The 25,027-nt window shown below is 41.3% G+C and carries 27 protein-coding genes and 1 pseudogene; 21 read left to right on the top strand and 7 right to left on the bottom strand.

What is annotated here, in order from left to right:
- The first annotated feature begins 26 nt into the window (after positions 1–26).
- The 4 genes from N8M09_RS04855 to N8M09_RS04840 are packed head-to-tail and all read left to right on the top strand — an operon-like array spanning position 27 to position 4,462.
- Positions 27–1,523, top strand: a complete 1,497-nt coding sequence (locus tag N8M09_RS04855) for an ABC transporter permease (RefSeq protein ID WP_000759914.1) — start codon at positions 27–29, stop codon at positions 1,521–1,523.
- Positions 1,523–2,449, top strand: a complete 927-nt coding sequence (gene oppC, locus N8M09_RS04850; protein ID WP_000103691.1) for an oligopeptide ABC transporter permease OppC — start codon at positions 1,523–1,525, stop codon at positions 2,447–2,449. Before N8M09_RS04855 ends, oppC begins: the two co-directional genes overlap by 1 nt.
- An 8-nt stretch (positions 2,450–2,457) precedes the next feature.
- Positions 2,458–3,525, top strand: a complete 1,068-nt coding sequence (locus N8M09_RS04845) for an ABC transporter ATP-binding protein (RefSeq protein WP_000159551.1) — start codon at positions 2,458–2,460, stop codon at positions 3,523–3,525.
- A 10-nt stretch (positions 3,526–3,535) separates the two neighbouring features.
- Positions 3,536–4,462 carry an ATP-binding cassette domain-containing protein gene (locus N8M09_RS04840; protein WP_033688124.1) on the top strand — a complete coding sequence of 309 codons (927 nt, stop codon included), beginning with the start codon at positions 3,536–3,538 and terminating at the stop codon, positions 4,460–4,462.
- A gap of 414 nt (positions 4,463–4,876) precedes the next feature.
- Here the strand turns inward: N8M09_RS04840 and N8M09_RS04835 are convergent, their stop codons facing one another.
- Both N8M09_RS04835 and N8M09_RS04830 read right to left on the bottom strand, forming a co-directional pair.
- Entirely contained in the window at positions 4,877–5,755 is an 879-nt protein-coding gene (locus N8M09_RS04835; protein ID WP_261064195.1) for a LysR family transcriptional regulator, read from the bottom strand.
- A gap of 127 nt (positions 5,756–5,882) precedes the next feature.
- Positions 5,883–6,233 (bottom strand): helix-turn-helix domain-containing protein, encoded by a 351-nt coding sequence (locus N8M09_RS04830; RefSeq protein ID WP_261064194.1) that lies wholly within the window; start codon positions 6,231–6,233, stop codon positions 5,883–5,885.
- Between the two features lie 358 nt (positions 6,234–6,591).
- On the opposite strand from N8M09_RS04830, the gene N8M09_RS04825 reads away from it, so the two are divergent.
- From N8M09_RS04825 to yidD, 15 genes and pseudogenes are all read left to right on the top strand, one after another.
- Entirely contained in the window at positions 6,592–8,217 is a 1,626-nt protein-coding gene (locus tag N8M09_RS04825; RefSeq protein WP_261064193.1) for a malolactic enzyme, read from the top strand.
- 202 nt (positions 8,218–8,419) lie between these two features.
- Positions 8,420–8,539, top strand: a pseudogene (locus N8M09_RS04820) (IS630 family transposase); the annotation flags it as partial.
- A 497-nt stretch (positions 8,540–9,036) separates the two neighbouring features.
- Positions 9,037–10,014: an ABC transporter substrate-binding protein gene (locus N8M09_RS04815; protein ID WP_261064191.1), complete on the top strand. Its 978-nt coding sequence runs from the start codon at positions 9,037–9,039 to the stop codon at positions 10,012–10,014.
- Between the two features lie 10 nt (positions 10,015–10,024).
- Positions 10,025–10,918: an ABC transporter permease gene (locus tag N8M09_RS04810; RefSeq protein WP_000011439.1), complete on the top strand. Its 894-nt coding sequence runs from the start codon at positions 10,025–10,027 to the stop codon at positions 10,916–10,918.
- 12 nt (positions 10,919–10,930) lie between these two features.
- Positions 10,931–11,734 (top strand): ABC transporter ATP-binding protein, encoded by an 804-nt coding sequence (locus N8M09_RS04805; RefSeq protein ID WP_000157661.1) that lies wholly within the window; start codon positions 10,931–10,933, stop codon positions 11,732–11,734.
- Positions 11,735–12,059: 325 nt separating this feature from the next.
- Positions 12,060–12,308, top strand: a complete 249-nt coding sequence (locus N8M09_RS04800) for a YneF family protein (protein ID WP_000364990.1) — start codon at positions 12,060–12,062, stop codon at positions 12,306–12,308.
- A gap of 203 nt (positions 12,309–12,511) precedes the next feature.
- Positions 12,512–13,306, top strand: a complete 795-nt coding sequence (gene racE / locus N8M09_RS04795; RefSeq protein WP_000370376.1) for a glutamate racemase — start codon at positions 12,512–12,514, stop codon at positions 13,304–13,306.
- Complete coding sequence (locus tag N8M09_RS04790) at positions 13,303–14,274, top strand: nucleoside-triphosphate diphosphatase (RefSeq protein WP_261064189.1); 972 nt, start codon at positions 13,303–13,305, stop codon at positions 14,272–14,274. Before racE ends, N8M09_RS04790 begins: the two co-directional genes overlap by 4 nt.
- A complete protein-coding gene (locus N8M09_RS04785) occupies positions 14,250–14,771 on the top strand; it encodes a metallophosphoesterase (protein ID WP_261064187.1) in 522 nt (173 codons plus the stop codon). The genes N8M09_RS04790 and N8M09_RS04785 overlap by 25 nt, the downstream gene beginning before the upstream one ends.
- Positions 14,768–15,229, top strand: a complete 462-nt coding sequence (cbpB, locus tag N8M09_RS04780; RefSeq protein WP_000560711.1) for a cyclic-di-AMP-binding protein CbpB — start codon at positions 14,768–14,770, stop codon at positions 15,227–15,229. Before N8M09_RS04785 ends, cbpB begins: the two co-directional genes overlap by 4 nt.
- Complete coding sequence (xerD, locus tag N8M09_RS04775; RefSeq protein WP_314726050.1) at positions 15,226–15,960, top strand: site-specific tyrosine recombinase XerD; 735 nt, start codon at positions 15,226–15,228, stop codon at positions 15,958–15,960. Before cbpB ends, xerD begins: the two co-directional genes overlap by 4 nt.
- A complete protein-coding gene (locus tag N8M09_RS04770) occupies positions 15,960–16,688 on the top strand; it encodes a segregation/condensation protein A (protein ID WP_261064183.1) in 729 nt (242 codons plus the stop codon). The genes xerD and N8M09_RS04770 overlap by 1 nt, the downstream gene beginning before the upstream one ends.
- Before the next feature lie 18 nt (positions 16,689–16,706).
- A complete protein-coding gene (scpB, locus tag N8M09_RS04765) occupies positions 16,707–17,276 on the top strand; it encodes an SMC-Scp complex subunit ScpB (RefSeq protein WP_261064181.1) in 570 nt (189 codons plus the stop codon).
- Positions 17,263–17,985, top strand: coding sequence for a pseudouridine synthase (locus N8M09_RS04760; RefSeq protein WP_001222228.1), 723 nt, complete (start codon positions 17,263–17,265; stop codon positions 17,983–17,985). The genes scpB and N8M09_RS04760 overlap by 14 nt, the downstream gene beginning before the upstream one ends.
- Positions 17,985–18,227, top strand: coding sequence for a membrane protein insertion efficiency factor YidD (gene yidD, locus N8M09_RS04755; protein ID WP_261064179.1), 243 nt, complete (start codon positions 17,985–17,987; stop codon positions 18,225–18,227). Before N8M09_RS04760 ends, yidD begins: the two co-directional genes overlap by 1 nt.
- Before the next feature lie 110 nt (positions 18,228–18,337).
- Here the strand turns inward: yidD and N8M09_RS04750 are convergent, their stop codons facing one another.
- The 5 genes from N8M09_RS04750 to galE form a co-directional block, all read right to left on the bottom strand.
- A complete protein-coding gene (locus N8M09_RS04750) occupies positions 18,338–19,303 on the bottom strand; it encodes a siderophore ABC transporter substrate-binding protein (RefSeq protein WP_261064177.1) in 966 nt (321 codons plus the stop codon).
- A gap of 95 nt (positions 19,304–19,398) precedes the next feature.
- Entirely contained in the window at positions 19,399–20,151 is a 753-nt protein-coding gene (locus tag N8M09_RS04745; protein ID WP_261064175.1) for an iron ABC transporter ATP-binding protein, read from the bottom strand.
- Positions 20,148–21,104, bottom strand: a complete 957-nt coding sequence (locus tag N8M09_RS04740; protein WP_261064173.1) for an iron chelate uptake ABC transporter family permease subunit — start codon at positions 21,102–21,104, stop codon at positions 20,148–20,150. The genes N8M09_RS04745 and N8M09_RS04740 overlap by 4 nt, the downstream gene beginning before the upstream one ends.
- Positions 21,094–22,053, bottom strand: a complete 960-nt coding sequence (locus tag N8M09_RS04735) for an ABC transporter permease (protein ID WP_261064172.1) — start codon at positions 22,051–22,053, stop codon at positions 21,094–21,096. The genes N8M09_RS04740 and N8M09_RS04735 overlap by 11 nt, the downstream gene beginning before the upstream one ends.
- A gap of 143 nt (positions 22,054–22,196) precedes the next feature.
- Positions 22,197–23,195 (bottom strand): UDP-glucose 4-epimerase GalE, encoded by a 999-nt coding sequence (galE, locus tag N8M09_RS04730; RefSeq protein WP_261064171.1) that lies wholly within the window; start codon positions 23,193–23,195, stop codon positions 22,197–22,199.
- A gap of 293 nt (positions 23,196–23,488) precedes the next feature.
- Here galE and pepA point away from each other — a divergent pair, with 293 nt between their 5' ends.
- Together pepA and N8M09_RS04720 are read left to right on the top strand one after the other, a co-directional pair.
- Positions 23,489–24,553, top strand: coding sequence for a glutamyl aminopeptidase (pepA, locus tag N8M09_RS04725; protein WP_261064169.1), 1,065 nt, complete (start codon positions 23,489–23,491; stop codon positions 24,551–24,553).
- 21 nt (positions 24,554–24,574) lie between these two features.
- Complete coding sequence (locus N8M09_RS04720) at positions 24,575–24,871, top strand: bacteriocin immunity family protein (protein ID WP_261064168.1); 297 nt, start codon at positions 24,575–24,577, stop codon at positions 24,869–24,871.
- Positions 24,872–25,027 lie beyond the last annotated feature (156 nt).

Here is a 25,027-nt window from a genome sequence, read left to right as displayed (position 1 = left end):
CTTTTGGGATTTTTAAAGGAAATGATATGAAAAAATATATTTTTATGCGTGTTTTGCGGTCCTTGGTTTCTATCTTCTTAGTAACAACCTTGACCTACACGATTATCTATACAATGGTTCCTCGAAAATTGATTTTCAAACAGGATACCAACTATAACAAGATTGCGACAACTGCTGATAAACGTGATAACTATGAGAATACTGTTTATGAGCGTATGGGCTATATCGAGTACTACGATACCAAAGAGTTGCAAGAAAAAGCTAGCCAGATGGATGCTTCTGTAACCGTTGAAGCTAATGACACCAACAAGGCTATCTATGAAAAATACATCAAACAAATCGGTCATGGTTGGACCTTGGGAGAATTTACTGAAAGTGGCCAATTCTACGCTACTCGTGAAATCCCGATTTTTGAACGTGTTTTTCACTTCTATGCTAACTTGATTGACATTGACCATACTAATAAAATCCAAGACCCTGAAAATCCAGACTTGAAACGTTACCTTCGTTTTGAAAATGATCCAGCTATCGGATGGTCCTTGGTCGGTTCAGGTACCAAACACAAATATCTTTTGTACTTCAACAGTCAGTTCCCATTTGTTCATCAAAACTTTGTGAACATTAATTTAGGTGACTCTTATCCAACCTATGCTAATAGCCCTGTTTTACAGGTTATTACTCAAGGACAAGGGCAAACAAAAACATCTCAAGTTCAGTTCCCAACAGGTAAGAAAACTTCTTCTGTAAATATTTACTCAAGAACCTATAAATCACCTAGTCAGGCTGATTCTCGTGAAGTAGCTAACTATGGGAAAGATGATCCGTATACGGCTACTGAAAGTAACTACCAATATCCTTCAATGATTGCCAGCTCTGCTGTTGTTGGATTGATCGGTTTGGTGATTTCTTATGCGATTGCTGTGCCACTTGGTTCAGCTATGGCTCGCTTCAAGAACACTTGGATTGATAGCTTCTCAACAGGGGCTTTGACCTTCTTGATGGCTCTTCCAACAATTGCCTTGGTTTATATCGTTCGTTTGGCTGGTTCTTCAATTGGCTTACCAGATTCATTCCCTATCTTGGGTGCTGGAGATTGGCGTTCGTATGTTTTACCAGCAGTTATCCTTGGTTTGTTGGGTGCTCCTGGTACAGCTATTTGGATTCGTCGTTACATGATTGACTTGCAGTCACAGGACTTTGTTCGTTTTGCTCGTGCAAAAGGTTTGTCTGAAAAAGAAATTTCAAACAAACACATCTTTAAAAATGCCATGGTTCCGCTGGTTTCAGGAATTCCTGGTGCTGTTATCGGGGTTATCGGTGGTGCAACCCTTACTGAAACAGTCTTCGCCTTCCCAGGTATGGGTAAAATGTTGATTGACTCTGTAAAAGCATCTAATAACTCTATGGTCGTTGGTCTTGTCTTCATCTTTACATGTATTTCTATCTTCTCACTTCTTTTGGGAGATATTTGGATGACGATTATTGACCCACGTATTAAATTGACTGAGAAAGGAGGCAAATAATGTCTACAATCGATAAAGAAAAATTTCAGTTTGTAAAACGTGACGATTTTGCCTCTGAAGCCATTGATGCGCCAGCTTATTCATACTGGGGTTCAGTGTTTAGACAATTTATGAAGAAAAAATCAACTGTAGTCATGTTGGGAATCTTGGTAGCTATCATTTTGATGAGTTTCATCTACCCAATGTTTTCTAAGTTTGATTTCAATGATGTCAGCAAGGTAAACGACTTTAGCGCTCGTTATATCAAGCCAAATGCTGAGCATTGGTTCGGTACAGACAGTAACGGTAAATCTCTCTTTGACGGTGTCTGGTTCGGAGCTCGTAACTCTATCCTCATTTCTGTGATTGCGACAGTAATTAACTTGGTTATCGGTGTTTTTGTCGGTGGTATTTGGGGAATTTCAAAATCAGTTGACCGTGTGATGATGGAAGTTTATAATGTCATCTCAAACATCCCATCTCTTTTGATTGTCATTGTCTTGACTTACTCAATCGGAGCTGGATTCTGGAATCTGATTTTTGCTATGAGTGTGACAACATGGATTGGAATTGCCTTCATGATCCGTGTGCAAATCTTGCGTTACCGTGACTTGGAATACAACTTGGCGTCACGTACTTTGGGAACGCCAACCTTGAAGATTGTTGCCAAAAATATCATGCCACAATTGGTATCTGTTATTGTGACAACCATGACTCAAATGCTTCCAAGCTTTATCTCATATGAAGCCTTCTTGTCATTCTTCGGTCTTGGATTACCGATTACAGTGCCAAGTTTGGGGCGTTTGATTTCAGATTATTCACAAAACGTAACAACCAATGCTTACTTGTTCTGGATTCCATTGACAACTCTTGTCTTGGTATCCTTATCCCTTTTCGTAGTTGGTCAAAACTTAGCGGATGCTAGTGATCCACGTACACATAGATAGGAGTAGAAATGACAAAAGAAAAAAATGTAATTTTGACTGCTCGCGATATTGTCGTGGAATTTGACGTTCGTGACAAAGTATTAACAGCCATTCGTGGCGTTTCCCTTGAACTAGTTGAAGGAGAAGTATTAGCCTTGGTAGGTGAGTCAGGATCAGGAAAATCTGTTTTGACAAAGACTTTCACAGGTATGCTCGAAGAAAATGGTCGCATTGCCCAAGGAAGTATTGACTACCGTGGTCAAGATTTGACAGCCTTATCTTCTCATAAAGATTGGGAACAAATTCGTGGTGCTAAGATTGCGACTATCTTCCAAGATCCAATGACTAGTTTGGACCCAATTAAAACAATTGGTAGTCAGATTACAGAAGTTATTGTAAAACACCAAGGAAAAACAGCTAAAGAAGCGAAAGAATTGGCCATTGACTACATGAATAAGGTTGGGATTCCAGACGCAGATAGACGTTTTGATGAATACCCGTTCCAATACTCTGGAGGAATGCGTCAACGTATCGTTATTGCGATTGCCCTTGCCTGCCGACCTGATGTCTTGATCTGTGATGAGCCAACGACTGCCTTGGATGTAACCATTCAAGCACAGATTATTGATTTACTCAAATCATTACAAAATGAGTATCATTTCACAACAATCTTTATCACTCACGACCTTGGTGTGGTAGCAAGTATTGCGGATAAGGTAGCAGTTATGTATGCAGGAGAAATTGTTGAGTATGGAACTGTTGAGGAAGTCTTCTATGATCCTCGCCATCCATATACATGGAGTCTCTTGTCTAGCTTGCCTCAGCTTGCTGATGATAAAGGGGATCTTTACTCAATCCCAGGAACACCTCCGTCACTTTATACTGACCTGAAAGGGGATGCCTTTGCCTTGCGTTCAGACTATGCAATGCAGATTGACTTTGAACAAAAAGCTCCTCAATTCTCAGTATCAGAGACACATTGGGCTAAAACTTGGCTTCTTCATGAGGATGCTCCAAAAGTAGAAAAACCAGCTGTGATTGCAAATCTCCACGATAAAATCCGTGAAAAAATGGGATTTGCCCATCTGGAAGACTAGGAGGAAGGAAATGTCTGAAAAATTAGTAGAAATCAAAGATTTAGAAATTTCCTTCGGTGAAGGAAGTAAGAAGTTTGTCGCAGTTAAAAATGCTAACTTCTTTATCAACAAGGGAGAAACCTTCTCGCTTGTAGGTGAGTCAGGTAGTGGGAAAACAACTATTGGTCGTGCTATCATCGGTCTCAATGATACAAGTAATGGGGATATCATTTTTGAGGGTCAAAAGATTAATGGTAAGAAATCGCGTGAACAAGCTGCGGAATTGATTCGTCGAATCCAGATGATTTTCCAAGACCCTGCGGCAAGTTTGAATGAACGTGCGACTGTTGATTATATTATTTCTGAAGGTCTTTACAATCACCGTTTGTTTAAGGATGAGGAAGAACGTAAAGAGAAGGTTAAAAATATTATCCGTGAAGTGGGGCTTCTTGCTGAGCACTTGACTCGTTACCCTCATGAATTCTCAGGCGGTCAACGTCAACGTATCGGTATTGCCCGCGCCTTGGTCATGCAACCAGATTTTGTTATTGCGGATGAGCCCATTTCAGCCTTGGACGTTTCTGTGCGTGCCCAAGTCTTGAACTTGCTCAAAAAATTCCAAAAAGAACTTGGTTTGACCTATCTCTTCATCGCCCATGACTTGTCGGTCGTTCGCTTTATTTCAGATCGTATCGCAGTTATTTACAAGGGTGTTATTGTAGAGGTTGCAGAGACAGAAGAATTGTTTAACAATCCAATTCACCCATATACTCAAGCCTTACTTTCAGCGGTACCAATTCCAGATCCAATCTTGGAACGCAAGAAGGTCTTGAAGGTTTACGATCCAAGTCAACACGACTATGAGACTGATAAGCCATCCATGGTAGAAATCCGTCCAGGTCACTATGTTTGGGCTAACCAAGCCGAATTGGCACGTTATCAACAAGGATTAAACTAATAATGGTTTTATAATTTCCATGTCAACTTTTATGGAAATTATAAACCTTTTTTTGTTGGACTGATTTGAAAATCTTTGAAAGTGCCTTGAAAGAATTTTCGAAAGAAATAGAATTCTTAGAAAATCATTGAATTATAGTGAGATGAAATAAAATCTGAACAACTCGATTAGGAAAGTCAAATTCATTTCTAGAAAAGGTTTAGAAGTCGCGGCGTATTACTCTAGCTTCAATCTACTATAGTCTAATACTCTTCGAAAATCTCTTCAAACCACGTCAGCTCTATCTGCCACCTCAAAACAGTGTTTTGAGCAGCCTGCGGCTAGCTTCCTAGTTTGCTTTTTGATTTTCATTGAGTATAATATCTACAATGTAAAAAACTCTAGCTATCAGTTCATTGATAGTTAGAGTTTTTTCTATTCATATGATTTAAAGAGATTAAATAAGGCTTCTACTTCTGATGACGGTGTAGCTGATTTAAGGTAAGCGTAATAAACTGTAAAAGTTATCTTGTCCTTCGGTATAAGAGGAATTTTTATTAAATCATCATCTTCATCAGAAAGTGCGATATCAGCCAGTAAACTAAGGCCAATCCCTTTCTTTAAAAGTTCTTTAAGGATGGCAATGTCATCAGTCTTAAAGAATATTTCTGCCTTGTTTTGATACTTTTGATTAAGCGTTTCAAAAGCTTTCAGGTGAACAAAGTGTTCGTCTAAGAGTATAAAGGATTGATCTGCTAATTCTTCAAAAGCGAGGGAAGGAGCAGTGGCAAAAGGATGGTTCTTAGATAAAACGACATACAGTTCTTTATGAAATAGCTCGTGTGACTCTATTGAAGGATAGTTGAGAGGTTCAATCAAACCGAGTAGGCTTGCATCAAGGTCTCCTTTGATGAGAAGGTTTAATAACTCCACGGAACCACCGCGGATAGGGCGTACCTTTTTTAAAAAATCGAATTTATCTTTTTCGTTTAAGGCAGCAAAGAGATACTGAATGATAATAGGAGGGAATCCTACAGTAGAGTATTGTGCCAAGGAGCGATTAATTTCTTTGCGAGTAGAAATGACCTCAGGTAAAATCAGTTCTGTATGCTTTAGAAGGATTTGTCCTTGAGGAGTTAGCTTGAAGGAACGATGCGAGGGGTCATGGTGAATTAATTTGCAGTTAAAGGATTCCTCTAAGCGCTTGATAGCATAAGAAATAGATGGTTGGCTGACTTTATGTTGTTTTGCTACTTCCGTATAGGATTGAAGCTGGCAGAGGTCATAAAAATATTGTAGATCTTTTAAATTCATATGGGCTCACTTTCATTAGTTGGAGAAGGAAAATAAGTGGAAAACAGCAGATAAATAATTTTTATCCGTATCCTACAATTTGACTATACGAGTATTCACCAGTTAAAATGTAAGTGAGTCAGGGATCTCAAAGATTATCTAAGATACTCTCAAAAATGACCAACATCTTTTCTCGTTTATCAATAGGGAGCTGTTTAATCTTCATGTTGATTCTTTTGAGTGAAAGATTATCACTCTTATCAGAGGTTGATTCAAGGCTATCAAAATTGAAAAATTCCTCTGGGGTCATTTCTAGGGCGTCAATCACTTTTTGAAGACTGTGAATGGTCAGATTCACATTTTGGTTTTCAAGTTGATTGATATACTTAAGCCCGAGTCCTGCTTGTTCCGAAAGTTCTTCCTGGCTCATTTTATTCTGTGTTCGAAAATATTTTACTTTTTGGGAAATATATTGTTGTAAATAGTTTTTAGTTGTCATATAAATAGAATACAAGTTTTAAATGACAAAAAAACACCTTAAAAAATACAAAGTATTACATAACGCACTTATATGATATTTATTTTAATTAGGATTGTCAATTTGTATGATTGGTTTATTTTACTTGAAACTTTTAGTAAAGAGAGATCATCGAGAGTTTTATGAGTTCAGAACTTTATAAAATATAACAACTTAAAGTATTATCAATAATAGTGTTTTAAGTATAAAAGAGCCTATTAAAAATTGTTCTCGTAGACTCATTATAACATATGCGTATACAATTGTATTATTTAAATAACAACGTTTCATGAACAATTCGTTTCATGTGGTATAATATAAATAAAAAGGAGGTTGCACTATGACTGCACATGATATTTTAAACAATCCTTTCCTCAATAAAGGTACTGCCTTTACCTTAGAGGAGCGAAAGGAACTAGGCCTTATTGGTTTACTGCCACCGTATGTTCAAACGATTGAAGAACAAGCGGCGCAAACTTATGCACAAATGCAAACAAAAGCCAATGATTTGGAAAAACGTCTTTTCCTAATGGAAATTTTTAATACCAACAGGACTCTTTTCTATTACCTCTTTTCTCAACATTTGGAAGAATTCAATCCAATTGTATATGATCCAACCATTGCAGATACGATTGAGGGCTATAGTGATCTTTTTGTAGATCCCCAATATGCGGGATATCTTGATATTAATCATCCTGAAAATATTGAAGCTACTTTGAAAAACGCTGCCGGGGGTCGCGAGATTCGTCTCATTGTTGTAACAGATGCAGAAGGAATCCTTGGAATTGGCGATTGGGGAACAAATGGTGTCGATATTTCTGTTGGGAAATTGATGGTTTATACGGGTGCTGCTGGAATTGATCCTTCAATGGTCCTTCCTTTAGTTATTGATGCAGGGACTAACCGTGAAGAACTTCGTAACAATCCTAATTACTTAGGAAATCGTCACGAACGGGTCCGCGGAGATCGTTACTACGACTTCATTGACCAATTTGTTCAAACAGCAGAACGTCTCTTTCCTAAACTCTACCTTCACTGGGAAGACTTCGGTCGCTTGAATGCTGCCAATATTCTTGAAAAATACCGGAAACAAATTCCGACCTTTAATGATGATATTCAAGGTACAGGAATCGTTACCTTGGGTGGTATCTTTGGTTCGCTGGATATTAGTGGTGAAAAATTAACAGATCAAGTTTATCTCTGCTATGGTGGTGGTACTGCGGGTGCAGGAATTGCCTCTCGTGTTCTTCGTGAAATGGTAAGTGAAGGTCTTTCTGAAGAGGAAGCCTATAAACGTTTCTTTATGGTTGATAAACAAGGTCTTCTCTTTGATGACATGGATGACTTGACACCAGAGCAAAAACCATTTGCTAAGAAACGTGCTGATTTTAGTAACGCAGATAAGTTGACTGACCTGCTTGAAGTAGTGAAGACTGTGAAGCCAACCATTCTTGTAGGAACTTCAACTCAGCCTAATACCTTCACTAAAGAAATAGTAGAAGCTATGTGTGAAAACACAGAACGTCCAATGATCTTCCCTTTGTCAAATCCAACTAAATTGGCAGAAGCTAGTGCTAAAGATTTGATTGAATGGTCAGATGGCAAAGCTTTTGTCGCAACAGGAATTCCTGCCGATACGGTTTCTTATAAAGGTGTAGACTATGTGATTGGTCAAGCAAATAATGCCCTGATTTACCCAGGTCTTGGTCTAGGTATGCTGGCTTCTGAAGCAAGTCTTTTGACTGATGAAATGATTGGAGCAGCGGCGCATTCATTGAGTGGTATTGTCAATCCAGGTCAACCAGGAGCTCCTGTCTTGCCACCATTCAAGTATGTAGCAGATGTTTCTATTAAAGTAGCAGAAGCAGTCGCTAAAAAAGCACAAGAGCAAGGTCTTGCACGCGTTAAGGAAACAGATATGGCCAAAGCAGTTCGTGATTTGAAGTGGTATCCAGAGTATAAATAATTCATTTCTGCTGCCTATCCTCGGGATACTTGGCTTATTTTGGATATGTTAGCAATCTACAGAGTTGATAACCGAAAAGTAAAGAGATTGTCGTATTGACTATTGGTTTTAAACAGTATAAAATAACTGTCGATTTTTTGTCCGACTGCCAAGAGTCAGTTTAATACTATACTAAAATCAAAACGCATTATATAATAGTGATATGAAATCAACCAAAGAAGAAATACAAGTTATCAAAACACTTTTAAAAGACTCTAGTACAACTAAATACCATAAAAGTCTTCAAATCGTTCTATTTTGTCTAATGGGCAAATCTTTGAAATTATCCTAAAAGAATTGAAAGAATTATGAAAGAATTTTCGAAAAATTTTAAAAAATTCTGAAATATTCTTGACAGGTGATGAAAAAGGTGGTAAGATAGGAAGCATCAAAAAAGAAAGCAGAAAAAGAAATGAATAAGAAACAAGCTGTAACGATGAATCAAAACTTTTACTTTAGCTACTTTAGATAGTGTTTGTAGACATGTCACCATGGATGCAAACAGTTCAAGCAATTTGTTTGTATCTATGTGGCTAAGATTTTTGATTGTGGTCCATATAGATGAATATCTAAATGGACTAGCTAAGTTGTAACTTGTTAGATTATTTCAAGCATCCGTTTAGGTATTATCTAGGCGGTTTTTTGTTTTATACTCTTCGAAAATCAAATTCAAACTACGTCAACGTCGCCTTGCCGTACTCAAGTACAGCCTGCGGATAGTTTCCTAGTTTGCTCTTTGATTTTCATTGAGTTTTATCTTTTCTGAGAAGGAGTTTCATTATGAAAGTTGTTCGAAAATTACTAGCCCCCCTCTTGGTAGTGGGGATCCTCTTGACCTCTCTGATCAGTTTGCATCAGTTGAAGGCAGATAAGAAAAAAGATGTGTTTCGTATCGGTATTTCGCAGTTTATTACCCATCAGTCCCTAGACGCTACTAGAGAAGGATTTGTGGATGAGCTGGCCAAACAAGGCTATGTTGAGGGGAAAAATATTGAGATTGATTTGCAAAATGCACAAGGAGAACAACGAAATCTAAAAACGATTTCCCAGCAACTAGCAGAATCTAGTGATGTCGTTCTAGCCATCGCAACGCCTTCTGCTCAGAGCTTGGCTAATACAACACAAACGACACCAGTTATCTTTTCAGCGGTAACAGATCCTGTCAGTGCCAAGTTGGTTGTGTCAAGAGAACATCCTGGGGGCAATGTAACTGGGACAAGCGATCAGTCATCAGATGCCATTTCAACCCAAATCAATTTGATAAAGAAAGTGTTGCCAAAAGCTAAAACGATTGGAATTCTTTATACTCAGAGTGAGCCCAATTCAGTTGTCCAAAAGGATGAAGCTAAGCGCCTTTTGGAAGAAAAAGGCTTTACCGTTGTTGAAAAAACAATCTTGGACAGTAACAACGTCAAGGCTGCAGCAGAAAGCTTGATGGCAGAGGTGGATATGGTTTTTGTACCAACGGATAATATCATTTCATCAACTATGGAAACAGTCAAGCAGGTTTCTATTAAACACAAGGTTCCAGTATTCGGTGGTTCAACAGAAATGATTGCTGTGGGTGGCTTGTATAACTACGGAACCAATTATGAAGAACTGGGACGGCAGACAGCTCGCATGTTGATTCGTGTTTTAAAAGGTGAGAAGCCAGAAAATATAGCAGTTGAGTTGCCTGAAAAACTGGAATTGCATACCAATCAAGAAATGGCAGACGCATTGGGAATTGATATTAGTAAGTTAGAAAGCAAGGAATAGGAGGTTTAAGATGAGTTTTGTATTATCTAGTTTATCAGAAGGTTTGTTATGGTCGATTATGGCCATTGGAGTTTACTTGACTTTCCGTATTTTGGATATTGCGGATATGACTGCTGAAGGAGCCTTTCCTCTGGGGGCAGCTGTCGTCGTATCGCAGATACAGGCAGGGACAAATCCTTGGATTGCGACTTTACTTGCTTTGCTAGCAGGTATGGTAGCAGGTCTTGTATCAGGAATGCTCCACACCAAGATGAAAATCCCAGCTCTCTTGACAGGGATTGTGACCTTGACAGGACTTTATTCGATCAATATTAAAATCATGGGAAGTGTGCCCAATCTTTCCTTGGGAGATTCTTCAACTGTCTTTAAACAGTTGGCGAGCTTGGGACTGACAAATGAAGAAGCTGTTTTCTCATTCAGTTTGGCCTGTCTCTTACTTGTTTGTTTGGTCTTGACTCTTTTGATGAAAACAGAGATTGGCTTGGTCTTGCGTTCGACTGGGGACAATATTCCTATGAGTGAGGCCAATGGGGTCAATGTAGACACCATGAAGATTGTTGGTTACATGATTTCAAACGGCTTGATTGCCCTATGTGGTTCCTTGTTTGCCCAAAATGATGGATTTTCAGATGTGACTTCTGGGACAGGAACCATTGTTGTTGGTTTGAGTGCAGTCATTATTGCGGAAGTCTTGATACACGACTTGACCATTGGAGGCCGCTTGTTATCCATCGGAATCGGTGCTATTGTATACCGTTTGATTATTTTAAATATCTATGAAATTCCAAATCTAGATCAAAACTTGGTACGTCTCTTTAATGCAATCTTGCTCGCCTTAGTTTTATTTGCACCAGAATTGCAAAAGAGATTAAAGATTCGTGGTCTGAAATTGAGAAATGAATAGGAGGAGAAAGTTATGGCAAGTTTGTTAACACTTGAAAATATTCACAAAACATTTGAAGCAGGGACGGTCAATGAGAACCATGTCCTCAAAGGATTAGATTTAGAAGTTGAAGAGGGAGATTTTATCTCTGTGATTGGTGGAAATGGAGCAGGGAAATCCACTTTGATGAATATCTTGGCTGGCAATCTATCGGTGGACGAAGGGGACCTTTTATTGGCAGGCAAATCCATTAAAAATCTGAGTGTAAGAAAGAGAGCCAAGGATATCGCTCGTGTTTTTCAAGATCCTAAGATGGGAACAGCTTCTCGTTTGACGATTGAGGAGAATATGGCTATTGCCTTGAGACGCGGGCAGAAGAGAGGACTTGGCTGGGGCGTGAAAGAGAAGGACAGAATCCAGTTCCAAGAGGCCTTGAAGGAGTTGAATATTGGCCTTGAAAACCGCTTAAAAGTAGATACTCAATATCTCTCAGGAGGACAAAGACAGGCCTTGACCCTAGTCATGGCAGCTCTGGTGAAACCCAAACTTTTGCTTTTGGATGAACATACTGCGGCACTTGATCCGAAAACGAGTCAAATGGTGATGGATTTGACGCAAAAGATTGTGGAACACCATCAGTTGACGACTTTGATGATTACCCACGATATGAACCATGCGATTGAGTACGGAAATCGTCTCATTATGCTCTATCAGGGTAAGATAGTGGTGGATGTAAAAGGAGAAGAGAAGAAGCATCTGACAGTTGAAGATCTCATGCATCTCTTCCAGAAAAATAGTGGCCAAAGTCTAGTCAGTGATGAATTGGTTTTAGGATAAAGAAAAAGGCTGAGATCTGGTGTCTCAGTCTTTTATTAGTACAAATGGATAGACAGAAATATGAAATTGATATTCTTCTAAAATCTCTTCAAACCACGTTAGCTCTATCTGCAACCTCAAAACAGTGTTTTGAGCAACCTGTGGCTAGCTTCCTAGTTTGCTCTTTGATTTTCATTGAGTGTAAACTCAGTAAGGAGCCCTCTTTCGCAGAAAAGCAGGGTTCTTTTTGCTGTCTATTCCATCCTTGAAAGCGTAAAACAAACTGGTCAGGGTGGCTAGTTTGTGGTATAATGAAAGAGACTCAAAAAGAAACAGGAGAAAAATGATGGATTTACTATTAGCAATTGTATTGATTGTGCTAGCTTTTCTAGGAGGAGCTCTTGGAGGAATGTACTTGGTTCGTAAGCAAATTGAAAAAGAATTCGCTGACAACCCACGTTTGAATGCTGAAGCAGTTCGTACTCTTTTGAGTGCAAATGGTCAAAAACCAAGCGAAGCTAAGGTACAACAAGTTTACCACCAAATCATCCGCCAACAAAAAGCAGCCCTTGCTAACAATAAAAAGAAAAAATAAATAAGGAAAAGTCTGGGATGAAAGTTCCAGACTTCTCACTATGTTGGCTAAGGGTTTAGGGATGAGACTTTTTCCTTGCATTCTATTGATATTTGATTATGATTAAGAGAGATAGTTGTTGCTTAGGCTGTCATTATTCAGTTCATAAGGAACGGTAATCATAATGAACTATCAATCAGAAAAAAGACTAGAAAGAAGACTGTATGGATAATCGACCAATTGGTTTTTTGGATTCGGGTGTCGGGGGCTTGACCGTTGTGCGCGAGCTCATGCGCCAGCTTCCCCATGAAGAAATCGTCTATATTGGAGATTCGGCACGGGCGCCTTACGGGCCCCGTCCTGCTGAGCAAATTCGTGAATATACTTGGCAGTTGGTCAACTTTCTCTTGACCAAGGATGTTAAGATGATTGTCATTGCTTGTAATACTGCGACTGCGGTCGTCTGGGAAGAAATCAAGGCTCAACTAGATATTCCTGTCCTAGGTGTCATTTTGCCAGGAGCTTCGGCAGCTATCAAGTCCAGTCAAGGTGGGAAAATCGGAGTGATTGGAACACCCATGACGGTACAATCAGACATCTACCGTCAGAAAATCCATGATTTGGATCCGGACTTACAGGTGGAGAGTTTGGCCTGTCCCAAGTTTGCTCCCTTGGTGGAGTCGGGTGCCCTGTCAACCAGTGTTACCAAGAAAGTGGTCTATGAAACCCTACGTCCCTTGGTTGGAAAGGTGGATAGCCTGATTTTGGGTTGTACCCATTATCCACTCCTAAGACCCATTATTCAAAATGTCATGGGACCCAAGGTTCAGCTCATCGATAGTGGGGCAGAGTGCGTACGGGATATCTCAGTCTTACTTAATTATTTTGAAATCAATCGTGGTCGCGATGCCGGACCACTCCATCACCGTTTTTACACAACAGCCAGCAGCCAAAGTTTTGCACAAATTGGTGAAGAATGGCTGGAAAAAGAGATTCATGTGGAGCATGTAGAATTATGACAAATAAAATTTATGAATACAAGGATGACCATGACTGGTATGTTGGAAACTATAGTATTTTTGGTGGTGTCCGGACTTTGAATGGTGATGACTTGGATTTTCCTCTATTTGAGTTTGCCCAAAGATTTCGAAATGAGGAACAAGGTTTTCCTATTTCTGTGATTGTTTTACGCTATGGTTCCCTCTACCGTTTATTGTCTTTTGTGGTAGATATCCTCAACCAAGAAGCAGGACGTAACTTGGAAGTCATCCAACGTCAGGGGGCTTTGCTCTTGGTTGAAAATGGGCAACTCCTGCATGTAGAATTGCCTAAAGAAGGGGTCAATGTTCATGATTTCTTTGAGACAAGCAAGGTCAGAGAAACCTTATTGATTGCGACTCGTAACGAGGGCAAGACCAAGGAATTCCGTGCTATCTTTGACAAGCTAGGCTACGATGTGGAAAATCTTAATGACTATCCTGACTTGCCTGAAGTAGCAGAAACAGGCATGACCTTCGAAGAAAATGCCCGTCTCAAGGCAGAAACCATTTCTCAATTAACGGGCAAGATGGTTTTGGCAGATGACTCAGGTCTCAAAGTCGATGTCCTTGGTGGCTTGCCAGGTGTCTGGTCAGCTCGTTTCGCAGGTGTGGGAGCTACTGACCGTGAAAATAATGCCAAACTCTTGCACGAATTGGCCATGGTCTTTGAACTCAAGGACCGCTCGGCTCAATTCCATACAACCCTAGTCGTAGCCAGTCCAAACAAGAAAAGCTTGGTTGTTGAAGCAGACTGGCCAGGCTACATTAACTTTGAACCTAAGGGTGAAAATGGCTTTGGTTACGATCCTCTCTTCCTTGTAGGAGAGACAGGCAAGTCCTCAGCTGAATTAACCCTTGAAGAAAAAAATAGTCAATCTCACCGTGCCTTGGCCGTTAAGAAACTTTTGGAGGTATTTCCATCATGGCAAAGCAAACCATCATTGTAATGAGCGATTCTCATGGCGATAGCTTGATTGTGGAAGAAATCCGTGATCGCTATCTAGGCAAAGTTGATGCCGTTTTTCATAACGGTGATTCTGAACTGCGTCCTGATTCTCCCCTTTGGGAAGGCATCCGTGTTGTTAAAGGGAATATGGACTTCTATGCAGGTTACCCAGAACGTTTGGTGACTGAGCTTGGTTCGACCAAGATTATCCAAACCCATGGTCACTTGTTTGACATCAATTTCAACTTTCAAAAGTTGGACTACTGGGCTCAGGAAGAAGAGGCCGATATCTGTCTCTATGGTCACTTGCATGTGCCAAGTGCTTGGATGGAAGACAAGACCCTCTTTCTAAATCCAGGTTCCATCAGTCAACCACGCGGGACCGTCAGAGAATGTCTCTATGCTCGTGTGGAGATTGATGACAGTTATTTCAAAGTGGACTTTTTGACACGAGACCATGAGGTGTATCCGGGCTTGTCCAAGGAGTTTAGCCGATGATTGCCAAGGAGTTTGAGACTTTCTTGTTGGGACAAGAAGAAACTTTTTTGACCCCTGCTGAAAATCTAGCTGTGTTGATTGATACCCACAATGCAGATCACGCGACCCTCTTGCTCAGTCAGATGACCTATACCCGTGTTCCTGTTGTGACAGATGAAAAACACTTTGTTGGGACGATTGGGCTCAGAGATATTATGGCTTACCAGATGGAGCATGACTTGAGTCAAGAAATCATGGCAGATACGGATATCGTTCATATGACGAGAACGGACGTAGCGGTTGTCTCGCCTGATTTTACTATTACAGAGGTCTTGCACAAGTTGGTAGATGAGTCCTTCTTGCCGGTTGTGGATGCGTCTGGTATTTTCCAAGGAATTATCACGCGCAAGTCTATCCTCAAGGCAGTGAATGCCCTCTTGCATGACTTTAGTAAGGAATATGAGATTCGATGCAAATGAGAGATAGGATTTCAGCCTTTTTAGAGGAAAAGCAGGGTCTGTCTGCCAATTCCAAGCAGTCCTATAAGTATGATTTGGAGCAATTTTTAGACATTGTGGGCGATCGGATTTCTGAGACTAGTCTCAAGATTTACCAAGCCCAGCTAGCCAATCTAAAAATCAGCGCCCAGAAGCGAAAGATTTCGGCCTGTAACCAATTTCTCTACTTTCTCTATCAAAAAGGAGAAGTGGATAGCTTTTACCGCTTGGAATTAGCTAAACAAGCTGAAAAGAAGACCGAAAAGCCAGAACTGTTAGACCTAGACTCTTTTTGGCAAGAAAGTGACGTTCCAGAGGGTCGCTTGCTAGCGCTCTTAATCCTAGAAATAGGGCTCTTGCCGAGTGAGATTTTAGCTCTCAAGGTTGCGGATATCAATCTGGACTTTCAAGTGTTGCGAATCAAGAAGGCTTCCCAACAGAGGATTGTCACCATTCCCACGACCTTGCTTTCAGAGTTGGAACCCTTGATGGGCCAGACCTATCTCTTTGAAAGGGGAGGGAAAGCCTATTCTCGTCAGTGGGCCTTCCGTCAGTTAGAAGCTTTTGTCAAGGAGAAAGGTTTCTCAACCTTATCAGCCCAAGCCTTGCGGGAACAGTTCATTCTACGACAAATTGAAAACAAGGTCGATTTGTACGAAATTGCAAAAAAATTAGGATTAAAAACAGTCCTGACCTTAGAAAAATATAGATAATGGATATTAAATTAAAAGATTTTGAAGGGCCCCTGGACTTGCTCTTGCATCTGGTTTCTAAGTATCAGATGGATATCTACGATGTGCCTATTACGGAAGTCATCGAACAGTATCTAGCCTATGTCTCAACCCTGCAGGCCATGCGTCTGGAAGTGACGGGCGAGTACATGGTCATGGCCAGTCAGCTCATGCTGATCAAGAGCCGCAAGCTTCTTCCAAAGGTAGCGGAAGTGACAGACTTGGAGGATGACCTGGAGCAGGATCTTCTGTCTCAAATCGAAGAATACCGCAAATTCAAGCTCTTGGGTGAGCACTTGGAAGCCAAGCACCAAGAACGGGCCCAGCACTATTCCAAAGCGCCGACAGAGTTGATTTACGAAGATGCGGAGCTTGTGCATGACAAGACGACCATTGACCTCTTTTTGGCTTTTTCAAATATCCTAGCCAAGAAAAAAGAGGAGTTTGCACAAAATCACACGACTATCTTGCGGGATGAGTATAAGATTGAGGACATGATGGTTATCGTGAAAGAGTCCTTGGTTGGACGAGATCAGTTGCGCTTGCAGGATTTGTTTAAGGAAGCCCAGAATGTCCAAGAGGTCATCACCCTCTTTTTGGCGACCTTAGAGTTAATCAAAACCCAGGAGCTAATCCTCGTGCAAGAAAAGAATTTCGGAGATATCTATCTCATGGAAAAGAAGGAAGAAAGTCAAGTGGCCCAAAGCTAGACTTGATAGAGAGGAAAGATGAGTACTTTAGCAAAAATAGAAGCGCTATTGTTTGTAGCGGGTGAAGATGGGATTAGAGTCCGCCAGTTAGCTGAACTCCTCTCTCTACCACCGACAGGCATCCAACAGAGTTTAGAAAAATTAGCCCAGAAGTATGAAAAGGACCCAGATTCCAGTTTGGCTCTGATTGAGACAGGGGGCGCTTATAGATTGGTGACCAAGCCTCAATTTGCAGAGATTTTGAAGGAATACTCTAAGGCACCTATCAACCAGAGTTTATCTCGGGCTGCCCTTGAGACCTTGTCCATCATTGCTTATAAGCAGCCGATTACGCGGATAGAAATTGATGCCATCCGTGGAGTCAACTCGAGTGGGGCCTTGGCAAAATTGCAGGCTTTTGACCTGATAAAGGAAGACGGGAAAAAAGAAGTGTTGGGACGCCCCAACCTCTATGTGACAACAGATTATTTCTTAGATTACATGGGGATAAATCATTTGGAAGAATTACCAGTGATTGATGAGCTTGATATTCAAACCCAAGAAAGCCAATTATTTGGTGAAAGGATAGAAGAAGATGAGAATCAATAAGTATATTGCCCACGCAGGTGTGGCCAGTAGGAGAAAAGCAGAAGAGCTGATCAAGCAAGGCTTGGTGACGGTTAATGGTCAAGTGGTACGTGAACTAGCAACGACCATCAAGTCAGGCGATAAGGTTGAAGTTGAAGGCCAACCTATCTACAACGAAGAAAAGGTCTATTATCTGCTTAACAAACCACGCGGTGTCATTTCCAGTGTGACAGATGACAAGGGCCGCAAGACGGTTGTCGACCTCTTGCCCAACGTGAAAGAGCGCATCTACCCTGTAGGTCGTTTGGACTGGGATACATCAGGAGTCTTGATTTTGACCAATGATGGGGATTTTACGGATGAAATGATTCACCCTCGTAATGAGATTGACAAGGTTTATGTCGCGCGTGTTAAAGGTGTGGCCAATAAGGATAATCTCCGCCCCTTGACCCGTGGACTTGAGATTGATGGCAAGAAAACCAAGCCGGCTGTCTATGAGATTCTCAAAGTGGACCCAGTTAAAAACCGCTCTGTGGTGCAGTTGACTATCCATGAAGGGCGTAACCACCAGGTTAAAAAGATGTTCGAAGCTGTCGGTCTCCAAGTGGACAAGTTGTCACGGACCCGTTTTGGACATCTAGACTTGACAGGACTCCGTCCAGGAGAATCCCGTCGTCTTAATAAAAAAGAAATCAGCCAACTACACACCATGGCTGTAACCAAGAAATAATGAAACGAATTTTAATAGCGCCTGTGCGCTTTTACCAACGGTTTATCTCACCAGCCTTTCCACCCTCTTGTCGCTTTGAGCCGACTTGTTCCAACTACATGATTGAGGCTATTGAAAAACATGGCTTCAAGGGTGCTTTGATGGGTTTGTCTCGGATTTTACGTTGCCATCCCTGGTCGAAAACAGGTAAGGACCCCGTCCCAGACCATTTTTCCCTTAAACGGAATCAAGAAGGGGAATGAGGCTGGACAAAAATATTTTAGTGAAATGATAAAAACGCATCCTATCAGGTTTGAGTGAGCTTGATAGGATGCGTTTTATCATGTAAAGATGTGATTGAGTTTGAAGTTGCTTATTTCAAGGCTTTTTGTGCATCTTCAATCATGAGTTTGGTTGATTCAAGTCCGCCTCCGCTTAGATACCAGAGGTCTGGTGTTAGTTGGATAATCTTACCATTTTTAGCGGCAGGAGTTTCAGCGATAAGGGCATTTTCTAGGACGCCATCGTTGCTTGAGTTGTCCCCAGCGATGGCAAGGGTACGGTTGATGACAAAGAGGATGTCAGGATTGATTTCTTTGACACTTTCAAAACTGACTTCTTGTCCGTGGCGAGAGTCTTCAAATTGAGTGTCAGTTGGCTTGAATTTCAAGGTTTGGTACAAGAAAGAGAAACGAGATTGGGCACCAAAGGCTGCCATTTTTCCTTCGTTGAGGAGGATAGCAAGGGCTTTTTTGTCAGAACTTTCGTTTTTAGTTGCGACTTCTTGGATGCTCTTGTCTAATTTGGCCAATTCTTCCTTGGCTTTCTGTGTACCAGTTTCGCCGAAGGCACTTGCTAAGTATTCAATGTTGGTCTTAGTTGAAGTCCAGTAGTCGTCCTTGCTTGCTTGGAAGAGAACAGTCGGAGCGATTTCGTTGAACTTATCTACGAATTTTTGGGTACGTGGTGAAGCGATAATCAAATCTGGTTCAAGGGCAGCAATGGCTTCTAGGTCTGGCTCAACCATAGAACCAACATTCTTAACTTTTCCAGTTAGGTCTTTTAGGTAAGTTGGAACGGTTTTTGTAGGCATTCCGACGATATTCTTTTCAAAACCTAAAGCGCGAATAGTATCAGCAGCGCCAAGGTCAAAGGTCACAATCTTTTCAGGAACCTTTGAAAGTTTGACCTCATCTAGTGAACTTTTAATGGTCACCTCTGTTGGAGCAGAGCTACTTGTCTCCGACTGGCTGGTACTTGAGTTTGTACTACATGCACCAAGTAGGAGCAAGAAACTAGCCATTAGGGCAGTGAGGTAAAGTTTAAGGGATGTTTTCATAATTTCTCCTTTTTAAAATGTGATAACGATTTAGGGAGTCTCTAGGTATTATTGACTAAGAGACTGAAGGTTCTCTAACTTGAGCTTCTATGTTACTAGCTATAGATGCAGATCTTTTTGCCATTGATATCAGCTAGCGTGATGGGAATCTCATAGAGTTGACTGAGCAGATCAGACTGCATGATTTGATCGGTTCTTCCCTTGCTAAAGACTTGGCCGTCCTTGAAGGCGACAATTTCATCTGCATACTGGCTGGCCATGTTGATATCGTGGAGGACGATGATAATGGTCTTGCCGAGTTCCTCCACCAGTCGCTTGAGAATCTGCATCATACTGACACTTTGCTTGATATCGAGATTGTTGAGTGGTTCGTCTAGCAAGATAAAGTCTGTATCCTGGGCCAGTACCATAGCTATAAAGACCCGTTGGAGCTGGCCTCCAGACAGGCTATCGATGTAGCGGTCTTTTAAGTTGGTCAGTTCCAGATAGTCCAGAGTTTCTCGGATTTTTTCCCAATCTTCTGGTCTCAGTCGACCTCGACTGTAGGGAAAACGTCCAAAGCTGACCAGTTCTTCCACCGTCAATTTGGCTTGGTAATTGATTTTCTGCTTTAGGATAGTCAGTTCTTGGGCTAGTTCTTGCGAATTCCAACTCTCGATTTCACGGTCTTTGATACTGAGAATTCCCTGATCTTTCTTGGTCAGTCTGCTCATGATGGAGAGGAGAGTCGATTTTCCAGCACCATTTGGACCAATGAAGGCTGTCAGTTTCTGAGGACTGACTTCAAGCGAAATGCCTTGCAAAATATCCTGTTTTTGAATGGATTTGTCAATGTTTTTCAGTTTCACCGACGCGCCCTCCTATAAAGTAAGATAAAGAATAAGAAGCCACCCACGCTCTCGATGATCATGCTGATGCGAATTTCTAGTGCAAAGACTCGTTCAATCAGGGCTTGCCCCAAGGTCAAACTGATAAATCCAACCAGAATGGCCACGATAAAGAGCAACTTGTGCCGATAATCTTTGACGATCAGGTAGGTGAGGTTGGCCAGCATAAAGCCAAAGAAGGCCATAGGCCCTACCAAGGCAGTGGCCGTTGAAGTCAAAAGCACGATGCCCCAGAGGAGTTCTCTCTGTTCTTTTTCAACATCGAGTCCCAATATCTGAGCCGTTTCTCTTTGTAGGTGCAAGACATCCAGAATGACTGCTTTCCGAAAGAAAAAGATGGTCAAAGCAAGGATAATCAGAGAACCAATGGCTAGGATGGAAGTGTTGAGATGCTGAAAGGAGGCAAAGAGACTGTTCTGCAGTTTATCGTATTCGTTTGGATCCATCAGGACCTGAAGGAAGGTACTGATATTTCGAAAGAGACTTCCGAGGGCTAGACAGATCAGCAGGATGAAGACCAGATCTTGCTTCATCAGTGTCTTCAAGTAGCCTTGTAAGGCAAGAAAGAAGAGGGATTGAAGCAGAAGCAAAACTAGGAATTCTAAGATAGGAGACTTCCCAAGTTGAAGAAACTTGCTTTCAAAAACCAGTAGCAGAGTTTGTAGTAGGACGTAGAAGGATTCGATTCCCAAAATACTTGGCGTCAGGAAGCGATTTTCCGTTAGGGTTTGAAAACTAATGGTCGAAATCCCTGTCGCGATGGCTACCAAGAGATAAACGATAACCTTTTGGGAACGCAACTTCCAAGCAAAGGCTGACAGGTGAGTAATGGGCCAAAAGTAGAGAAGACAAGCTCCGATGGCAAGAATAATGAGAAGCCAGAATAGCTTAGTATGTTTGCTTTTAGACGGCATCTTTTAGTCCCCCTCTCCAGAGAAGTAGGATAAAGACGAGGCTGCCGATGATTCCTAGCAAGAGGCTGACAGACAGCTCATAGGGCCGAATCAAGACTCGAGAGAGAATGTCGCAGGCCAGAACTAGATTGGCACCAACCAGTACGACCATGAGTTTGGTTTGACTCAGATTATCTCCATAGCGTTTGCGAACAAGATTGGGAACGATAACTCCGAGAAATGGCAAGCCACCCACAGTAATCATGGTGACACTTGTCGTTAGCGCAACCAGAAAGAGGGCCAGTTTTTCAAGTAGGGAGTAAGAAATCCCCAAACTCTCACTGGTTTCCTTGCCCAGATTCATGATGGTAAAAGTTTGGGACAATTTCCAAACGGCAATCAGGATAATGAGGCCTAAGAAGAGCCACTCATACTGATGGGTCTGAATCATGGAGAAGGAGCCCTGGGTCCAAGCTGTCATACTCTGAACCAGATTGAAACGGTAGGCGATAACTTCTGTCACGGAACCGATAATCCCACTATAGATGATCCCAATCAGAGGCAACATCCACCTTTCCTTTACAGAAAAAATAGTCATAAAGGCCAGGAAGAAGAGGGTAAATAAAATGGATGAGACAAAAGCAAAGAGCATCTTTTGGGTCAGACTAGCCGACGGAAAGACAAAGAGGCTCAATACCATTCCTAGTTTGGCGGCTTCAGTAGTCCCAACTGTGCTTGGAGCAGCAAACGGATTTTGAGTGATAGTCTGCATGAGCAGACCTGCCATACTCATACTAGAGGCGGTCAGGAGAATACTAATCGTCCTTGGAAGACGCGACTCTTGAAAGAGAAGCCAAGTTTCATGATCCAGAGCAAAGAGTTTTCCCCATGAAAAATCACTGGTTCCAATGCTAATAGAGAGAAAGACTAGGAGTAAAAGTAAGCCAATTAAATAATGAGAAAGTTTCATACCCCGTCCTTTCATGTAGATTTGGTATCGAAAGATACCTGCGGATATTACTGTAACACGATTTCTTTAATCTGTCAATAAATTTTCTGACAATTTAATGAATAAAACAAGGAGAGAGCACTAGGACTTTCTCCTCTGTTATCTTATTCCAAAATATTTTTCCCCTCTTTAACACGCCAACGATAGTCTGATAAAATAATATCTTCGAGGGAGTAGCTAGCCTGCCAGTCAAGATATTGTTTAGCTTTTGATGCGTCTGCTAGGACGCTAGCTGGGTCACCAGCACGACGAGCAACAATCTCGTGTGGGATTTTTTGATCCAGTAATTCTTCAGCAGTTTTAAAGATTTCTTTGACAGTATAGCCTTTCTCAGTTCCTAAGTTAAAGATTTGAGAAGAACTGTCTTCTTGGAAGAGGTAATTCATCCCTTTAACATGTGCCTGTGCAAGGTCCAAGACATGAATGTAATCCCGAATACATGAACCGTCACGTGTATCGTAGTCATCTCCAAATATTTTTAGGCTATCATTTTGTCCCAATGCAGTCTTGTTGATGTTAGGAATGATGTGAGTTGGATTTTTCACACGCAGACCGTTTGAAGCATCCATTTCAGCCCCAGCTACATTAAAGTAACGGAAAATGACATATTTCCAGTCGTAGCGATTGGCCATCCAGTAAATCATTCGTTCACCCATCAGTTTTGTCTCTGCATAAGGGTTGACAGGATCAAGCAGGGTGTCTTCAGTCGCTGGCTTGTCAATACAGTTATTACCATAGAGAGATGCAGTTGAAGAGAACATGATTTTTTGAATGCCAACTTCAGATAAGACTTTGAGAACTTGGTTCATACCAGCAACATTGGCAGTGAAGTATTTGCTTGGATTTTCAATACTTTCGCTCACAACAATTTCACCTGCACAATGAAGAACAGCATCAATTTGATTTTCTTCCAAGTAAGCTTTTAGGGCACTAGCATCATAAACATCCAGTTGTTTAAAGCTAGCACGACTATCCACAGCCGAACGATTTCCTGTAGAGAGATTATCGAGGACATGCACCTGGTAGCCAGCATTTAAAAGAGCTTTAACGGTATGGGAGCCAATGTAGCCAGCTCCACCTGTAACAAGAATTGTTTTGGTCATGATTTTTTCCTTTTCCTAGTTTTGTACTATTTTAAAGAAAGAGGAAGGGAAAGTCAACTATTTTCTGCAAATTTCATGAAAAACTGAACAAATATAGCGTTGGATTGTTTTTTATTTGGGAATTAATAGTTTGGTTGGTCTTGGAATAGTTCTTAGATTTCACCTCACATGCAAGAAAATACAAGCTTTTTCTAAGATACAGTAAGACTAAGATACTAATTTAGAAATCCACCTTCCCGCTATCCTTCTCCTATAAAAAGTGGTAAAATGGATGAAAGAAAGAAGGAACTGAAATGACAACATTATTTTCAAAAATCAAAGAAGTAACAGAACTTGCTGCTATCTCAGGTCATGAAGCACCTGTCCGTGCTTATCTTCGTGAAAAGTTGACACCGCATGTGGATGAAGTGGTGACAGATGGCTTGGGTGGTATTTTCGGGATTAAACATTCAGAAGCTGCGGATGCACCGCGCGTCTTGGTCGCTTCTCATATGGATGAAGTTGGTTTTATGGTCAGCGAGATTAAGCCAGATGGTACCTTCCGTGTCGTTGAGATTGGTGGTTGGAATCCTATGGTGGTTAGTAGCCAGCGCTTTAAACTCTTTACTCGTGATGGTCGTGAAATTCCTGTGATTTCGGGTTCTGTCCCTCCACATTTGACTCGCGGAAAGGGTGGACCAACTATGCCTGCTATTGCAGATATCGTCTTTGATGGTGGTTTTGCGGACAAGGCTGAGGCAGAAAGCTTTGGCATCCGTCCTGGCGACACCATCGTACCAGATAGTTCTGCAATCTTGACAGCCAATGAAAAAAATATCATCTCAAAAGCTTGGGACAATCGCTACGGGGTTCTCATGGTTAGCGAGTTGGCGGAAGCTCTGTCAGGTCAAAAAATTGGCAATGAACTCTATCTTGGCTCTAACGTCCAAGAAGAAGTTGGTCTCCGTGGTGCTCATACATCTACAACCAAGTTTGACCCAGAAGTTTTCCTAGCAGTTGACTGCTCACCAGCAGGTGATGTCTACGGTGGTCAAGGCAAGATTGGAGATGGAACCTTGATTCGTTTCTATGACCCAGGTCACTTGCTTCTTCCAGGAATGAAGGATTTCCTTTTGACAACTGCTGAAGAAGCTGGAATCAAGTACCAATACTACTGTGGTAAAGGCGGAACAGACGCTGGCGCAGCTCATTTGAAAAATGGCGGTGTCCCATCTACAACAATCGGAGTCTGTGCTCGTTATATCCATTCTCACCAAACCCTCTACGCAATGGATGACTTCCTAGAAGCGCAAGCTTTCTTACAAGCCTTGGTGAAAAAATTGGATCGTTCAACGGTTGATTTGATTAAAAGTTATTAAACCATAAGGGAGGTGGTAGGGATGGTAGAACCAAACCTAGAAAGTCTTGTAAAAGATCTTTACAATCATGCTCGCCATGATTTGAGTGAAGATTTAGTTGCTGCTCTCCTAGAGACTGCAAAAAAACTGCCTTCTACAAATGAGCAATTGCTGGCAGTCCGTCTCTCGGGTCTAGTCAATCGTGAATTGCTCCTAAATCCTAAACATCCGGCACCTGAGTTGCTCAACTTGGCTCGCTTTATCAAAAGAGAAGAAGCCAAGTACAGAGGAACTGCAGCTTCTGCGCTTATGTTTGGCGAACTCTTTAAAATGCTTTGATTCCATTGTGGATCAAAGCATTTTTTATATGGTGAAAAGCCATTCTTGATGAGGAAAAGAAAAAAGCCATCCCATTCAGGAGAGCCTACTGAAAAAGTCATCAAATTGATGGCTTTTTTGTTATACTAGAGATGAGGTAAAATAATGCTTGATAAT

The organism is Streptococcus mitis, assembly GCF_946190375.1.
Lineage (GTDB): Bacteria > Bacillota > Bacilli > Lactobacillales > Streptococcaceae > Streptococcus > Streptococcus mitis_CJ.
This window is presented reverse-complemented; position numbering and strand designations above follow the sequence as displayed.